This window comes from Pseudomonas sp. GW456-L12 (assembly GCF_059424045.1).
In genome coordinates this window covers 317,669-331,915 of sequence record NZ_JBWKZA010000001.1, presented here as the reverse complement: position 1 = coordinate 331,915, position 14,247 = coordinate 317,669, and the positions used below count along the sequence as shown (strand labels likewise).

The following is a 14,247-nucleotide window of genomic DNA, read 5'->3' as shown; positions in this document are numbered from 1 at the left end:
CCCGCGGAGCCGGGTTTTTTTGTGCCTGACGATTGGCACACAAAACAGTACAGTTTTTGCTGACACTGCCCTGTATGGTCGACTATTGTGGCAACTGTCCCAGTACACTTATGAACTGTTCCGGTATCGTCATCCACAAGAATAAAATGCCGGTGAAATCGAGTGCAGCGTCATGACCAATCTCTTGCTTTATCAACGTATCGCTCAGCAGCTGGCTGAAGATATCCGTCGTGGTGTGTACCAGCCCGGGGAACGCGTACCTTCGGTACGCAAGATGAGTTCCCAGCTCAACGTCAGTCATGCCACGGTGCTCCAGGCCTACGCCAATCTCGAGGACCAGGGGCTGATCCGCGCCCGTCCGCAGTCGGGCTATTACGTGCACCAGACCCCGGCGCTGACCGCGCCGACCCCGGACATCGCCCGGGTCGAGCGGCCGGGCCTGGTAACGCGCAGCAGCATCATTCATCAAGTGTTGGTGGAGTCGCGCCGTGAAGGCGTGTTTCCGCTGGGCGCCGCGGTGCCCAGTGTCGATTACCTGCCGGTGCGGGCGCTGCACCAGCAACTGGCCAAGGTCACCCGTTTCCACAGCCCGCGCGCCTTCAGCTACATGTTCAGCCCCGGCTTCGAGCCGTTGCGCCGACAGGTGGCGATTCGCATGCGCGACGCTGGCGTGGTGGTCGACCCCTCCGAAGTGGTGATCACCCACGGCTGCGTGGATGCCCTGCAGATGTCGTTGCGCGTGCTGACCCGCCCGGGCGACCTGATCGCCGCGGAGTCGCCGACTTACTACGGCCTGTTGCAACTGGCCGACCTGCTGGGGCTCAAGGTCATCGAGATTCCCAGCGACCCTTCCACCGGCATGAGCCTGGAAGCGCTGCAACTGGCGGCCAACCAGTGGTCGATCAAGGCCCTGGTGTTGACCACGCGCCTGAGCAATCCACTGGGCGGCACCATGCCGGAAGAGCGGCAGAAACAACTGCTGCGCCTGGCTTCGGATTTCGATATCCAGGTGGTCGAGGACGATATCTACGGCGAACTGATGTTCGAGGTCGGTCGTACCAAGGCGCTGAAAGCCTATGACCGTCTGGATCGGGTGATCTATTGCTCGAGCTTTTCCAAGACCCTGTCACCCGGCGTGCGTATCGGCTGGATGATTGCCGGCAAGTTCCAGCAGGAAATCCAGCGTTTGCAAACCTTCAGCACCCACTCGGCCTGCAGCGTCACGCAGATGGGCGTTGCGGCCTACCTGGAGAACGGCGGTTACGACCGGCATCTGCGTTTCATCCGCCAGGAGTACCGCAAGAACCTCAGCGCCTTTCAGTTGGCGGTGCAGCAGTACTTCCCGGAGGGCACGCAGATTACCCGTCCGAACGGCGGTTTCATTCTCTGGGTCAGCCTGCCGGGGCGGGTCAATACCCAGGAATTGCATGTCCGGGCATTGCAGCAGGGCATCAGTATCGCGCCGGGGCTGATCTTCAGTAATACCGAGCAGTTCAACCACTGCATTCGCCTCAACTGCGGTACCCCATGGAATCGCGAGGCCGAACGGGCACTGATGACCTTGGGCATGTTGGCCAGCCAGCTGTGCCAGGAGGCCGCGGGCGGTTTTTGAAGGATCGGTTACCGTGCTTGTTTTCGCGCGGTCAACAGGCGAGCATATGGCTCTTTGCCGCCGATCCTGTTGTCTCTCTATGAAAGCGATTTTTCCTGTTGCCTGGGTATTGGTCAGCGTATTGAGTGCTTTCGGCACGGCCAGCGTTCTGGCGGCTCCGGCCCAGGAAAAGGTCGCGGCAAGCGCCACCGCGAATACATCGCAGAAAACCGCGACAGCCAAGAAAGCCGCGCCGGTAAAGAAGGCGGCAGTGACCAGCAAGGCCAAACCCAAGGCCAAGGCACAGAAAAGGCGCGCGCCGATCGCTTCCAAGTCCAAGCCTGCCAGTGAGATCGTGAGGACGCGTTTGCCTTCGGCCAATGTCGATCTGAGCCTGCCGCCGGAAATGGTCAAGCAATTGCAGCCGATCGGCTCGGTCAACCAGCCCAAGCGCACCCCGTTGCTGCCGCCGATGTTCGGCGAGAAACCCAAGGACGACAGTCCGTTCCAGCTCAACGGCCGCTTGCTGAGCAACGAAATGCAGTTGCAGCTGCGCAATGACGAACGGCGTGATGTGGAAGGCGCGGCGCTGGATTTCGAATTCAAGCAGTAAACCCTCATCCTGACTGTGACCCGCAGCCCTGACGCTTTGTCGGAGACTGGTCAGTCACGCGAGCCTGAGCGTAAAAACCCGTGGGCGGCCAATTTCAAACGGCTGTTTTAGCGGTTACTCTAGTCCGCGTCATTTCAATACTTTGCCCGTCGCGAGGAGCTTGTCGTCATGAACTGCCGTGAAGGCTGTGGCGCCTGTTGCATTGCCCCTTCCATCAGTACCCCGATTCCCGGAATGCCCAATGGCAAACCGGCCGGAGAACGTTGCATCCATCTTTCTGTCGAACTGCTGTGCGGCTTGTTCGGCCAACCCGAACGGCCCGCCGTCTGTGGTGCGTTCCAGGCCGATGTAGAAGTCTGTGGCGGCAGTCGGGAAGAGGCTATCCGCTTGTTGGGCTGGTGGGAGCAAATGACGGCGGCGTGAAGTGTTTTCAATGAACGGAACTTCAACAATAAGGAATAAGACAATGGGTTCGCTGCATCGAATTGCTGTGCTCTGTGGGTTGACCGTTCTGCTCTCGGCAACCGCCCACGCCGAAGATTGGCAAACGGCCAAGGATGAAGACGGCATCAAGGTCTCCTTGAGTGAAGTGGCCGGCTCCAAATACAAGGCCTACCGGGGCGTGACCACCATGAAAACCAGCGTGGCCAAGCTGCGCGCTTTGCAGGACGACGTGACGGGCGCCTGCGCCTGGATTCACGAATGCAAGTCGCAGAAACTGCTCAAGCACGAAGGTGAGCAGAGCTGGACCTACACCCAGTTCAACACCCCATGGCCGGTCACGCCGCGTGATTCGGTGCTGCACGTCACCACCAGCGAAGCGGCCGATGGCAGCCTGACCCGCAAGCTCGAAGGCGTACCGACCTACCTTCCCGAGGAGAAAGGTTTCGTGCGTGTTGCCCAGGTCGAAGGCTTCTGGAAGTTCGTGCCCAAGGGCGCGGACCAGGTCGAAGTGACCTATCAGGTGCACACCGAACCGGGCGGCAGCGTGCCGTCCTGGCTGGCCAACAAGTTTGTCGTGGATGCGCCGTTCAACACCCTCAAGGCATTGAAGGCGCGCGCCGAGAAACCGTAAGCGCCGATCGTTGCGCAAAGGCTGCCCCAGGGCAGCCTTTTTTAATGGCACCGCCGGGCCTTTGGTTTGAACGATCCTTGGTTCTTCAGGGTCGACATCTTGTGAGTCCATCCATGGGCTTCATCAAGGAGGCACTGATGCAAAAGTGGCAAGTCACTTTCGTTGACGATCATGGTGTCCAGTCAGTCGAGCAGTTCGACTGTGAGCAGCAGCCCAGCATGGAGGAGGCGGCACAATTGATTCGCGCAAAGCTTTTGCCGGTTCCGGCCGAGCTTGACCTCAACGATCTGGAAGGGCGCACCGACGACCCTACGCTCAAGAGCCTGAAAGATCAGAACAGCATTCAAATCCTCAGCATTACGCCGATTTAATCTTTAATGTGCAAAGCTCCACCGAGCTTTAACCCAGACCTTGGCAGCGCCTGCGTCTTGGCGCTACTCTGCATTCGAGATCAGCGAATGAATCGCTAAGGTCTGGTCTTGTCAGCTACATGCTTGTTTCCTGGCGGCGATCTTCTCGCCGCAAGCCTGCACCGTGCGGTGACAGGCAAGGGAGTACGGAAAGTCTATCCATCGGTTTGAGGAGGACGTTTCATGAGCACAGCCTATCAAGAAGACATCAGCAGCAGCGTGCTGCGCCGCATGAAAGAAGGCGGTTTCGACTTTTCACGATTCCATCCCATCGAGTTCTACGCCATTTTTCCGGACGAGGAGCGGGCACGCAGGGCGGCAGGGCAGTTCCGCGGTGAATCCTTGAATGCCCAGGTCAGCGTGCGCGATGACGGCGCCTGGTACCTGGAGCTGAGCAAGGTGATGTACGCCACCTACGGCGGCATCGGCGATTTCGAGCAGGACTTTGAAGCGGTGGTCGCGCCCCTGGGCGGGATCATTGAAGGTTGGGGCGTGAAGCAGGAGGTTCGAGGGCGACTCGTTTAGTGCATATGAATAGCGTCAAGACTCAGCATCGGCTGACCTTCGGGTCGGCCGATTTCGTTTCTGCCCTCGGGATCCTACAAAAAAAGCGGGTAAAAAAAGGCCACCCGCTGAGGGTGGCCAAAAGGGAAGACCGGTAGGAGAGGAAACCGGTCGGGGACATTCCGGGTCCGGCTGCCATTGGCGCCATGAAGGGTGGGGCGTCGACTGCGCACCGTGGTGGTACTGAAGTCATCTGCGCTGTTGCAGCGAATTTTGCGCAGTTTTGCCCAAGCGGTGAAATCAAGTCTGGCTATGCCGTCGATAGCCACTGCATTGCAATGGAGCACTTGCCGGGGAGTTCGCCCGACTGTAAGGAGCGAGGCTTGCCTGCGATGGCATTCTGGACAGCACCTCCCCAAACCAGCTTTATTGCCCAGGCTGCTTACGTCCCGCCATATGCTCCAGATACCCCACCAGCAACTCCAGCTCGGCATCCGGGAATACGCTGCTTGCGAAGGCCGGCATCTTCGCCTGTGGCCAGCGGCGCAGGCTCTGTGGGTCACGGATATAACGCTTGAGGAAGTCCGCACCGAAATACTCGGTGGGGCTGTAGGGGATATTCAGGTCCGGGCCGAACTGCGAGTCGCCGGCGCCGTTGAGGCGATGGCAAGCCAGGCAGTTCTTCTGGAACAGGGCGAAGCCCTGGTTCACCGGGTCGCCGGCCGCCAGTTTGGGGTCCGGGCGCAGGGCCGGGAAACGCTCGGCCACCGGCGCCAGGCGCTTGATGCTTGCCACTTCGAACGGCCATTGCTCGGGGCTGATATGACCGGCCTGCGGGTTGGTCCACACCAGGTAGAAAGGCCCGGCGCTGTGCTTGCCTTCAGCCAGGGGCGGCCAGGGCTTGGCCGGGTCTTCGATGGCCAGCCAGGCCTGGGCGCCGTCCTGGTTGAGCAGGGGGGCGGCGGGCAACTCGGCGGCGAAACCGTCCAGGGCGACAGCCTGCAGATGGTCATCAGCCTTGATGCCGGTGAGCAGGGCCGAGATCGGCACCGCGCGGTAACTCATGTCGCGTTTGTACGACACGTCATCCTTGACGGTGATGCTCCGGGCCTGAGGGTGCTTGAGCAGTTCTTCGGTCTGCCAGGTGCGACTGCCGGCCCCCAGTTCCAGGGTCAGCTGCGCGGCATGCACGGGTGTGGTGAGCAGCAGGGCGCTGCACAGGAGGATAAGAGATTTCAATTGATCGCTGTTCCGTCGCTGGGGTGGAGAGCAGCGCGTACGGCCTGTCTCCAGTTTTCTGATAAGCGCGACGACGCCCTGATTCAGCGTGGCCGCGGCGTCAGAAAGAGTGGCACACAAGCGCCTGCCCCGGTAGCGAACCGGAGCACAAAGATGCAATTGCGTGACGGGATGGCCACGCCTCTAGCCGATCACTTTGGTTAGATTCGGCAAAATCAGAAGCAAGGTGGTTGCGAACAGAATGAGCCCCGCTTGACGGACTTTCGAATGCTTGAACATGGCTGAATGCCTTTTGTTGTTATTCCTGAACATCAAATGCATGCCTGCCGCTTCACTCTGGTCAGGCGATGTGTCCCTTTTCTTACACGTGCACCGGCAAGACCCGGCTGCAACGATTCACTGCCTACAGTTCCTACCTTAGGGGCCTTGTAACCCTTGGCTTAGATCCATTTCATATCAGCTAATAGGCGGATGCTTTAAAAAACGCATGAGGCTTATTGCCATCTTCTTGCCCGGCCTTTGTCTAGACAGTTCCGTTATGCGGCGGGCGGAATCCATTAGCTCACTACCGTTCGTCTGAGCGTGACCGTCAAGGTCAGTGAGCGCATCGGTCATTGAATCCGGGGCCCTCGGGGCCAAGAGTGGGAGCCCTGTCATCATTCATCTGCACAGCGGTTCGAGGACGTCATGACCCAGGCTTTGATATTCGATGCATTACGCACCCCCCGTGGCAAAGGCAAGGCCGACGGCGCCCTGCACAGCGTCAAGCCGGTGAACCTGCTGGCCGGGCTGCTCGAGGCCCTGCAGCGGCGTAGCGGACTCGACACCAGCCAGGTCGACGACATCGTGCTCGGCTGCGTGACGCCGATCGGCGACCAGGGGGCCGACATCGCCAAGACCGCGGCGCTGGTCGCCGACTGGGACGTCAGCGTAGCCGGAGTGCAGATCAACCGTTTTTGCGCCTCGGGCCTCGAAGCGGTGAACCTGGGCGCGATGAAAGTGCGCTCCGGCTTCGAGGACCTGGTGGTGGTCGGCGGTGTCGAGTCGATGTCGCGGGTGCCCATGGGCAGCGACGGCGGTGCCTGGGTGCTTGACCCGCAAACCAATATGCACAGCCATTTCACCCCGCAAGGCATAGGCGCGGACCTGATCGCCACCCTGGAAGGCTTCAGCCGTGAGGATGTCGATACCTTTGCCCTGCAGTCCCAGCAAAAGGCTGCGCGGGCCAGGGCGGCGGGGGCTTTCAGCAAGTCCCTGGTGTCGGTGCAGGACCAGAACGGCATCGTCCTGCTGGATCATGATGAGTTCATACGCGCCGATTCCACCCTCGAAGGTCTGGGCAAGCTCAAGCCCAGCTTCGAGATGATCGGCCAGATGGGCTTCGACGCCACCGCCTTGCGGGTCTACAGCCATGTCGAGCGGATCCACCACGTGCACACCCCGGGCAACAGCTCAGGGATAGTCGATGGCGCGGCGCTGATGCTGATCGGTTCCGAGGCCAAGGGCCAGGCGCTGGGCCTCAAGCCACGGGCGCGGATAGTCGCCACGGCGGTCACCAGCACCGATCCGACCATCATGCTCACCGGGCCGGCGCCGGCCACGCGCAAGGCGCTGGCCAAGGCCGGGCTGCGGGTCGAGGACATCGACCTGTTCGAGGTCAACGAGGCCTTCGCTTCGGTGGTACTGAAGTTCATCAAGGATATGGCCATCGACCCGGACAAGGTCAACGTCAATGGCGGTTCCATCGCCATGGGCCACCCGCTGGGCGCCACCGGCTGCGCGATCCTCGGCACCTTGCTCGACGAGCTGGAAGCGCGGCGCCAGCGTTATGGCCTGGCGACCCTCTGCGTCGGCGGCGGCATGGGTATCGCCACCATCATCGAACGCCTCTGAGCCCTGACTTCAAGGAAACACTTTCATGACCCAAGCCATCCGTTACGAAAAGGGCCAGGACCAGATCGTCGTTCTGACCATCGACATGCCGGGCCAGAGCGCCAACACCATGAACGCGGTGTACCGCGAGGCCATGGCCGCCTGCGTGGCCCGCCTGCAAGCCGAGCAGGAATCGATTGCCGGGGTGATCGTCACTTCGGCGAAAAAGACCTTCTTCGCCGGCGGCGACCTCAATGAATTGATCAAGGTCGGCAAGCCCGAAGCCCAGGCCTTCTATGACATGGTGCTGACCCTCAAGGGCCAGCTGCGGGCCCTGGAAACCCTGGGCAAGCCCGTGGTCGCGGCGATCAACGGCGCCGCCCTGGGCGGTGGCTGGGAGATCTGCCTGGCCTGCCATCACCGGGTGGCGCTGGACGATTCGTCGCTGCAGGTCGGCCTGCCGGAAGTGACCCTCGGCCTGTTGCCGGGCGGTGGCGGGGTGGTGCGCATGGTGCGTTTGCTGGGGCTGGAAAAAGCCCTGCCGTATCTGCTGGAAGGCAAGAAGGTCCGACCGCAGCAGGCGCTGAAAGCCGGCCTGATCGATCAACTGGCCAGCGACCGCGACGACCTGCTGGCCAAGGCCAGGGCGTGGATTGTCGCCAACCCGGCGGCCAAGCAGCGCTGGGACGTGGCCGGCTACCAGATCCCCGGGGGCACGCCGTCGCACCCGAAAGTCGCGCAGATGCTGGCCATTGCGCCGTCGATCCTGCGCAGCAAGACCCAGGGCTGCCTGCCGGCGCCGGAGAAAATCCTCTGTGCGGCAGTGGAGGGCGCCCAGGTCGATTTCGATACCGCGCAGTTGATCGAAGCCCGCTATTTCACCGAGCTGACCACCGGCCAGGTGGCGAAAAACATGATCGGCACCTTCTGGTTCCAGCTCAACGAGATCAATGCCGGTGGCTCCCGGCCCCAAGGCTTCGCGCCCTATGTGACCAGGAAGGTCGGGGTGCTGGGTGCCGGGATGATGGGCGCCGGGATCGCCTATGTCAGTGCGGTGGCCGGCATCGAGGTGGTGCTCAAGGACATCAGCCTGGCGGCCGCCGAGAAGGGCAAGGCCCATTCGGCGGCGCTGCTGGAGAAGAAGGTCGCCCGTGGCCAATTGAGCGCCGAACAGCGTGACGCCACGCTGGCGCGGATCCGCACCACCGAGCAGGACGCCGACCTGGCCGGGTGCGACCTGATCATCGAGGCGGTGTTCGAGGATCGCGAGCTCAAGGCCAGGGTCTCGGCGGCGGCGCAGCAGGTGGTGGGGGCACAGGCGGTGATTGCGTCCAACACCTCGACCTTGCCGATCAGCGGCCTGGCCAGGGCCGTACCGGATCAAGGCAAGTTCATCGGCCTGCATTTTTTCAGCCCGGTGGAAAAAATGCCCCTGGTGGAAATCATCAAGGGCGAGCAGACCAGCGACGAAACCCTGGCGCGCGGTTTCGACTTCGTCCAGCAGATCAAGAAGACCCCGATCGTGGTCAACGACAGCCGCGGCTTTTTCACTTCGCGGGTGTTCGGCACCTTCACCAACGAAGGCATTGCCATGCTCGGTGAGGGTGTGGCCGCGCCAATGATCGAGACCGAGGCGCGCAAGGCGGGCATGCCGATCGGCCCGCTGGCGATCTGCGACGAGGTTTCCCTGAGCCTGTTGAGCCATATCCGCCAACAGACCGCCAAGGACTTGCAGGCCGAAGGCAAGTCGTTGCCGGAGCATCCGGCCTTCGCCGTGATCGACCTGCTGCTCAATGAATACAAGCGCCCAGGCAAGGCGGCGGGCGGTGGTTTCTACGACTACCCGGCCGGGGGGCAGAAGCACTTGTGGCCGCAGCTGAAAACCCGCTTCGAGAAAGCCGATGGGCAGATTTCGCCGCAGGACGTGCGCGACCGGTTGTTGTTCGTGCAGGCCATCGAAACCGTGCGTTGTGTGGAGGAGGGCGTGTTGCGCTCGACGGCCGATGCCAATATCGGTTCGATCTTCGGTATCGGCTTCGCGGCCTGGACCGGCGGGGCCTTGCAGTTCATCAACCAGTACGGCCTGAAGGACTTTATCGCCCGGGCCCAGTACCTGGCCGAGCAATATGGCGAGCGTTTCGCGCCGCCGGCGTTGCTGCTGGAGAAGGCCGCCAAGGGCCAGTTGTTCTGAGGCTGAAGGGACTAAAGTGATACATCGCGGGGCTTGCCTTGATCGGGCGTTTCAAGGCAGGCTCTGGGGTGTTCATTATTCCCATCACGTGTCAGGTATTTTTTATGTCGCTACGCATCTGCATTCTGGAAACCGACATCCTGCGTCCAGAATTGGTCGATCAATATCAGGGTTACGGGCAGATGTTTCAGCGCCTGTTTTCACAGCAGCCCATCGCTGCCGAATTTACCGTCTACAACGTGATGCAGGGCCACTACCCGAGCGACGACCAAAGCTTCGACGCTTACCTGGTCACGGGGAGCAAGGCCGACTCCTTCGGTACCGATCCCTGGATTCAAACCCTCAAGACCTACCTGCTGGAGCGCTATCAGCGCGGCGACAAACTGCTGGGCATCTGCTTTGGCCATCAGTTGCTGGCGTTGCTGCTGGGCGGCAAGAGCGAACGCGCGACCCAGGGCTGGGGCGTGGGTACCCACAACTACAAGCTGGCGGCCAAGGCGCCGTGGATGAGCCCGGTGGTGGAAGAGCTGACGCTGTTGATCAGCCATCAGGACCAGGTGACGGCCTTGCCGGAAAACGCCACGGTCATCGCTTCCAGCGATTTCTGCCCGTTCGCGGCCTATCACATCAATGACCAGGTGCTGTGCTTCCAGGGCCACCCGGAGTTCATCCACGACTATTCGCGGGCCTTGCTGGACCTGCGCCAGCAGCACCTGGGCGAACAGGTCTATCAAAAAGGCATCGCCAGTCTGGACCGGGATCATCACGGCAACACCGTTGCCGAGTGGATGATGCGTTTTGTGGCGCACAAGCCGCAGGCCGGATCGGTTTGAATCCATAGCCGCATCGCCCAGCCGGCTCGCTTCTACAATGGCCTCAAGGCCCTTGCAGGAGCGTCCGGCCCGGCTCTGCTGTCAGAGCCACCCCGAGCGCTTGAAGCTCGCCCACAACCCCGTACAGCCCAGCACCAGAAACGCCAGCACACCGAAGTAGCCGTAGTGCATCTTCAGCTCGGGCATGTTGTCGAAGTTCATTCCGTAGATTCCCGCCACCGCGGTCGGGAACGCCAGGATTGCCGCCCAGGCGGCGAACTTGCGTTGCACGACGCTTTGTCGCGAGGCCTCCAGCAGCACGCCGATCTCGATGGTCTGGCTGGCGATGTCGCGCAAGGTCGCCAGGTCTTCCATCTGCCGGGTGACGTGGATCTGCACATCGCGAAAGTACGGGCGCATGTTCTTGTCGATAAAGGGGAAGCTGAGCTTCTGCAGCTCTTCGCTGATCTCCACCATGGGCGCTACATAGCGGCGCAGGCGCAGCACATCGCGACGCAGGCTGTGGAGGTGCTGGATATCCCCCTCGTTGAGCGAACTGCACAGCACGCTGTGCTCCAGTTCGTCGATCTCGGCATGGATCGCTTCGCTGACCGGCTGGTAGTTCTCGGTGACGAAATCCAGTAGCGCGTAGAGCACGAAGTCTTCGCCGTGCTCCAGCAGCAGCGGTCGTGCCTCGCAGCGCTGACGCACGAACCCATAGGATTTGGAGTGGCCATTGCGGGCAGTGATGATGTAGCCATTGCCGGCAAAGATATGGGTTTCGATGAACTCCAGCTTGCCGGCTTCGCGTACCGGGGAGTAGGTGACGATAAACAGCGCGTCGCCGAAGGTTTCGAGTTTCGGCCGGCTGTGTTTTTCCAGGGCGTCCTCGATGGCCAGTTCGTGCAGGTTGAACTGGCGCTGCAGATTGGCCAGTTCCTGGGCGTTGGGTTCTTCGAGGCCGATCCAGACGAAGTGCCCGGGTTTGGCAGCCCAGGCCGCCCCTTCGTCGAGGGTGATGTCAGTGACTTTTTTACCCGCGCTGTAGACTGCGGCGGCAACAACTCTACCCATGGTTCCTGTTCGCTTCTTCTTATCGAAATGAGGAGTGAGACTCCGTGCAGCTTAGCCCCATGACTGATCAGAGTCAGCCTGCTGGGCGGAGTTCGCCGGCAATAAAAAAGCCCGCATGCGGCGGGCTGTTTTCAGGCGGTCTGTAGCTGGCGGTCCATCGACTCGATGCACTCGCGCATCTGTTCGCGGCATTGCTCGATCAGCCTCGGCATGTCGTCCAGGCTCAGCCCGGCGGTGGGGATCGCCGGCAGCGAGCGGATCAGGATCCTGCCGCTGCGCCAGCGGTTGAGGCGCATGTGGCGGATGTAGCTGCTGGCGCACACCGGGACGATCGGCACGCCGGCGGCGATGGCCATCTGGAAGGCGCCTTTCTTGAACGGCAGCAGGTCCTCGCCGAGGTTGCGGGTGCCTTCCGGGAACACCCAGATCGAGGTGTCCTTGTGTTGCAGGGTGTGGGTGGTGGTCAACATCGAGCGGCGCGCCTTGTGCGCGTTGCCACGGTCGATCAACACATTGCCCGCCAGCCAGAACAACTGGCCGAACAGCGGCACCCATTTCAGGCTCTTTTTACCGATGCACACGGTGCGCCGGGGCACCACGTTGCCGAACACGAACAGGTCGTAGTTGGACTGGTGGTTGGCGATGATCACGCAGCTCTTGGGCTTGTCCATCAGCGGCCCGACTTCGGCCTTGACCCGCAGGCGCAGGATGCACATGGCCGGCAAGGCATACAGGCGCGCGCACAGGCGGCTGTTATCCGGGTTGAACGGGCGGCACAGCCCCAGCACCACGCCGAGAATTCCCGCTGCAACAAAATGCAGGCCCATCAATAACATACGAAACAGATACAGCATCTACAGGCCCACCGGGGACAAAAGGTGGCGCAGTGTACGGATGTGCACTGTTTTCGGCAATTACCTGTATAGAAGGGGAAGATGGCCGATGTTTAAGCGCATGTTTCCGACTCTTTGCTCAGTGGCGAACTAGAGCATCGCGCAGTCTTTCTCGTGGTGCGGGCATAAAAAAGCCCGACGCGCGGGTCGGGCTGTGGGCGGTGGGCCCAGGTTTTAGCCCAGGTGTTCCTGATCGAGGATGATCGCGTTGTCCAGGGTTTCCAGCAGCGCCTTGCGCACTTTCAGCTTGGTGTTCTTGTGGGCGGTCATGTTGATCTTCTTCAGTTGACGCGCGGCGGCCAGGGCGGCGCCTTGCAGCTCCTCGACGCTCACCACCTTATCGAGGAAGCCGGCATCCACCGCGCCTTGCGGGTCGAACATCTCGCCATTGATCACCGAGCGGTGCAGCGCGGATTTGCGCAGGCGGTCACGGGCCAGCTCGATGCCGGCGTGGTGCATGGTCATACCGATCTGCACTTCGTTCAGGCCGATGCTGAACGGGCCTTCGACGCCGATACGGTAATCCGCGGACAGCAGCAGGAACGCGCCCTTGGCCACGGCGTGCCCAGGGCAGGCGACAATGACGGGGAAGGGGTGCGACAGCAGGCGACGGGCCAGGGTCGACCCCGAGGTCACCAGGCTCACGGCTTCTTTAGGGCCGGCGGTCATCACTTTCAGGTCGTAGCCACCCGACAGAATGCCGGGCTGCCCGGTGATGATCACCACCGCGCGATCGGTGACGGCCTGGTCCAGCGCGGCATTGAAGGCGGCAATCACATCCGGGGAAATGGCATTGACCTTGCCATTACTCAAGGTCAGGGTCGCGATACCGTCTTCGAGGTGGTAAGAAATCAACTCACTCATGACGCAATTCCTTGTATTGAAGTGGGGCAGACGTTACTCACGGTCACAGGTCAGGTAAAGCGCTGTGACTGACTGGTGAGTCAGCCCTTTCTGGCCTGACAAGCGTAGCCGGCCACCTGGGGCGCGGATCGGCCCTCTTATATAGCTGCCAGCCAGGCCAGAGATTGGCCGGTTTGCCATGGCGCTGATGCCAGCGCAGTGCCGCAATCCGAAGAAATGTCTTAAGCGCATGAAAATTCTCAAAAAAACCTTTGCCATCAGAAAAGCTTTCGACTACATTAGCGCGCCTCGACAGACTGAATCGGTTTGACGAGACACGGTTGGGTGTCCGAGTGGCTTAAGGAGCACGCCTGGAAAGTGTGTATACAGGAAACTGTATCGAGGGTTCGAATCCCTCCTCAACCGCCATATTCGATCTACGCAAAACCCCTGGTTTCCTCGAGAAACCAGGGGTTTTGTGCTTTCTGGGGCTGCTTAATCGCGGCAGTGGGCGAGCGGCTTCTTTGCTGAACGCCGTTTCCCCGCGATGGTCAAAACCATTACGAGTTCGCAACAGCCAAGGTTGCTCCAGCAAGGTATCGATCACGCTGGATACTTGAGTGGTCTTTGGCTTTGTTACCCCTGCGAAGCCTGGCGGTCAAGTCACCTTGAGGGTGAGGTTTTCCGCCGATATCAGGCGGGCATCAGCGTGCGGTTTTCTGTGCTCCGTAATGGCTACGAGGAGACGCACAATGGTCATTCACTTCAAGGTCGCCGGGCATCTGGCCTGCGGCCACAAGGGTTCCAATCTCATATCCAGCACCGAGCCGGCGCGGGTCAAATGCCGCAGTTGCCGCAATACCGAGGTGTTCAAGGAAGCCCGTAAGAATCAGCGCAATGCTGCACGTCGAGCGGCGCGCAAAGCCAAGGCAGAGCACGCGGCAAGCGACTGGCGTGCAGCCTGGACCCAACGGCTGACGGCCATGGCCGGATTGCAGCGCCTGCCTCGGGGCTTTGATGGGCAGCCGTACGTTTAGCGTTTGTCCCGGGCACCCCACGCTTTCAGGTCTAGAATGGTCAGGCGCATCGAGTGGGGCGATGCTGGTTGTCTGCGGGCGTGGGGTGATGTT

14 protein-coding genes and 1 tRNA gene are annotated in these 14,247 nt (G+C 61.1%); 11 read left to right on the top strand and 4 right to left on the bottom strand.

Translation table 11 applies throughout. The features are described 5' to 3' along the window. Positions 1-172 precede the first annotated feature (172 nt). The 6 genes from AC07Y9_RS01710 (at position 173) to AC07Y9_RS01685 (ending at position 4,214) form a co-directional block, all read left to right on the top strand. Positions 173-1,612, top strand: a complete 1,440-nt coding sequence (locus AC07Y9_RS01710) for an aminotransferase-like domain-containing protein (protein WP_007928140.1) — start codon at positions 173-175, stop codon at positions 1,610-1,612. A gap of 79 nt (positions 1,613-1,691) precedes the next feature. Further along, positions 1,692-2,204 carry a translation initiation factor 2 gene (locus AC07Y9_RS01705; RefSeq protein WP_102678393.1) on the top strand — a complete coding sequence of 171 codons (513 nt, stop codon included), beginning with the start codon at positions 1,692-1,694 and terminating at the stop codon, positions 2,202-2,204. Positions 2,205-2,372: 168 nt separating this feature from the next. Continuing rightward, positions 2,373-2,627 carry a YkgJ family cysteine cluster protein gene (locus tag AC07Y9_RS01700; RefSeq protein WP_080710501.1) on the top strand — a complete coding sequence of 85 codons (255 nt, stop codon included), beginning with the start codon at positions 2,373-2,375 and terminating at the stop codon, positions 2,625-2,627. 43 nt (positions 2,628-2,670) lie between these two features. After that, on the top strand, positions 2,671-3,279 hold the full coding sequence (locus AC07Y9_RS01695; RefSeq protein ID WP_007928143.1) for an START domain-containing protein: 609 nt from the start codon (positions 2,671-2,673) through the stop codon (positions 3,277-3,279). 113 nt (positions 3,280-3,392) lie between these two features. Further along, positions 3,393-3,650, top strand: a complete 258-nt coding sequence (locus tag AC07Y9_RS01690; RefSeq protein ID WP_007928144.1) for a hypothetical protein — start codon at positions 3,393-3,395, stop codon at positions 3,648-3,650. A gap of 222 nt (positions 3,651-3,872) precedes the next feature. Beyond that, positions 3,873-4,214: a ribonuclease E inhibitor RraB gene (locus tag AC07Y9_RS01685; RefSeq protein WP_009042886.1), complete on the top strand. Its 342-nt coding sequence runs from the start codon at positions 3,873-3,875 to the stop codon at positions 4,212-4,214. 405 nt (positions 4,215-4,619) lie between these two features. Here AC07Y9_RS01685 and AC07Y9_RS01680 read toward each other — a convergent pair whose 3' ends face one another. Then, entirely contained in the window at positions 4,620-5,432 is an 813-nt protein-coding gene (locus AC07Y9_RS01680; RefSeq protein ID WP_102678392.1) for a c-type cytochrome, read from the bottom strand. A gap of 687 nt (positions 5,433-6,119) precedes the next feature. Between AC07Y9_RS01680 and AC07Y9_RS01675 the strand changes: the two genes are divergently transcribed. The 3 genes from AC07Y9_RS01675 to AC07Y9_RS01665 all read left to right on the top strand — a co-directional run bounded on the left by AC07Y9_RS01675 (position 6,120) and on the right by AC07Y9_RS01665 (position 10,328). Next, entirely contained in the window at positions 6,120-7,325 is a 1,206-nt protein-coding gene (locus tag AC07Y9_RS01675; protein WP_102678391.1) for an acetyl-CoA C-acetyltransferase, read from the top strand. A 25-nt stretch (positions 7,326-7,350) separates the two neighbouring features. Further along, positions 7,351-9,495 carry a 3-hydroxyacyl-CoA dehydrogenase NAD-binding domain-containing protein gene (locus AC07Y9_RS01670; RefSeq protein ID WP_102678390.1) on the top strand — a complete coding sequence of 715 codons (2,145 nt, stop codon included), beginning with the start codon at positions 7,351-7,353 and terminating at the stop codon, positions 9,493-9,495. 104 nt (positions 9,496-9,599) lie between these two features. Continuing rightward, on the top strand, positions 9,600-10,328 hold the full coding sequence (locus AC07Y9_RS01665; RefSeq protein WP_092418144.1) for an amidotransferase: 729 nt from the start codon (positions 9,600-9,602) through the stop codon (positions 10,326-10,328). Positions 10,329-10,409: 81 nt separating this feature from the next. Here AC07Y9_RS01665 and AC07Y9_RS01660 read toward each other — a convergent pair whose 3' ends face one another. From AC07Y9_RS01660 to AC07Y9_RS01650, 3 genes are all read right to left on the bottom strand, one after another. Then, on the bottom strand, positions 10,410-11,381 hold the full coding sequence (locus AC07Y9_RS01660; RefSeq protein WP_101337248.1) for a magnesium and cobalt transport protein CorA: 972 nt from the start codon (positions 11,379-11,381) through the stop codon (positions 10,410-10,412). A 131-nt stretch (positions 11,382-11,512) separates the two neighbouring features. After that, positions 11,513-12,235, bottom strand: coding sequence for a lysophospholipid acyltransferase family protein (locus AC07Y9_RS01655; protein ID WP_007928160.1), 723 nt, complete (start codon positions 12,233-12,235; stop codon positions 11,513-11,515). A 213-nt stretch (positions 12,236-12,448) separates the two neighbouring features. Continuing rightward, entirely contained in the window at positions 12,449-13,138 is a 690-nt protein-coding gene (locus AC07Y9_RS01650) for a crotonase/enoyl-CoA hydratase family protein (RefSeq protein WP_009042893.1), read from the bottom strand. Positions 13,139-13,456: 318 nt separating this feature from the next. On the opposite strand from AC07Y9_RS01650, the gene AC07Y9_RS01645 reads away from it, so the two are divergent. Beyond that, positions 13,457-13,546: transfer RNA gene (locus tag AC07Y9_RS01645), tRNA-Ser, on the top strand. Positions 13,547-13,869: 323 nt separating this feature from the next. Beyond that, positions 13,870-14,154: a hypothetical protein gene (locus AC07Y9_RS01640; protein ID WP_009042896.1), complete on the top strand. Its 285-nt coding sequence runs from the start codon at positions 13,870-13,872 to the stop codon at positions 14,152-14,154. The last annotated feature ends 93 nt before the right edge of the window (positions 14,155-14,247 follow it).

Coding starts and splice junctions, on each gene's coding strand:
- AC07Y9_RS01670 (WP_102678390.1), top strand. CDS start 7,351: ATGACCCAAGCCATCCGTTACGAAAAGGGCCAGGACCAGATCGTCGTT.
- AC07Y9_RS01690 (WP_007928144.1), top strand. CDS start 3,393: ATGGGCTTCATCAAGGAGGCACTGATGCAAAAGTGGCAAGTCACTTTC.
- AC07Y9_RS01685 (WP_009042886.1), top strand. CDS start 3,873: ATGAGCACAGCCTATCAAGAAGACATCAGCAGCAGCGTGCTGCGCCGC.
- AC07Y9_RS01650 (WP_009042893.1), bottom strand. CDS start 13,138: ATGAGTGAGTTGATTTCTTACCACCTCGAAGACGGTATCGCGACCCTG.
- AC07Y9_RS01695 (WP_007928143.1), top strand. CDS start 2,671: ATGGGTTCGCTGCATCGAATTGCTGTGCTCTGTGGGTTGACCGTTCTG.
- AC07Y9_RS01675 (WP_102678391.1), top strand. CDS start 6,120: ATGACCCAGGCTTTGATATTCGATGCATTACGCACCCCCCGTGGCAAA.
- AC07Y9_RS01705 (WP_102678393.1), top strand. CDS start 1,692: ATGAAAGCGATTTTTCCTGTTGCCTGGGTATTGGTCAGCGTATTGAGT.
- AC07Y9_RS01660 (WP_101337248.1), bottom strand. CDS start 11,381: ATGGGTAGAGTTGTTGCCGCCGCAGTCTACAGCGCGGGTAAAAAAGTC.
- AC07Y9_RS01710 (WP_007928140.1), top strand. CDS start 173: ATGACCAATCTCTTGCTTTATCAACGTATCGCTCAGCAGCTGGCTGAA.
- AC07Y9_RS01700 (WP_080710501.1), top strand. CDS start 2,373: ATGAACTGCCGTGAAGGCTGTGGCGCCTGTTGCATTGCCCCTTCCATC.
- AC07Y9_RS01640 (WP_009042896.1), top strand. CDS start 13,870: ATGGTCATTCACTTCAAGGTCGCCGGGCATCTGGCCTGCGGCCACAAG.
- AC07Y9_RS01665 (WP_092418144.1), top strand. CDS start 9,600: ATGTCGCTACGCATCTGCATTCTGGAAACCGACATCCTGCGTCCAGAA.
- AC07Y9_RS01655 (WP_007928160.1), bottom strand. CDS start 12,235: ATGCTGTATCTGTTTCGTATGTTATTGATGGGCCTGCATTTTGTTGCA.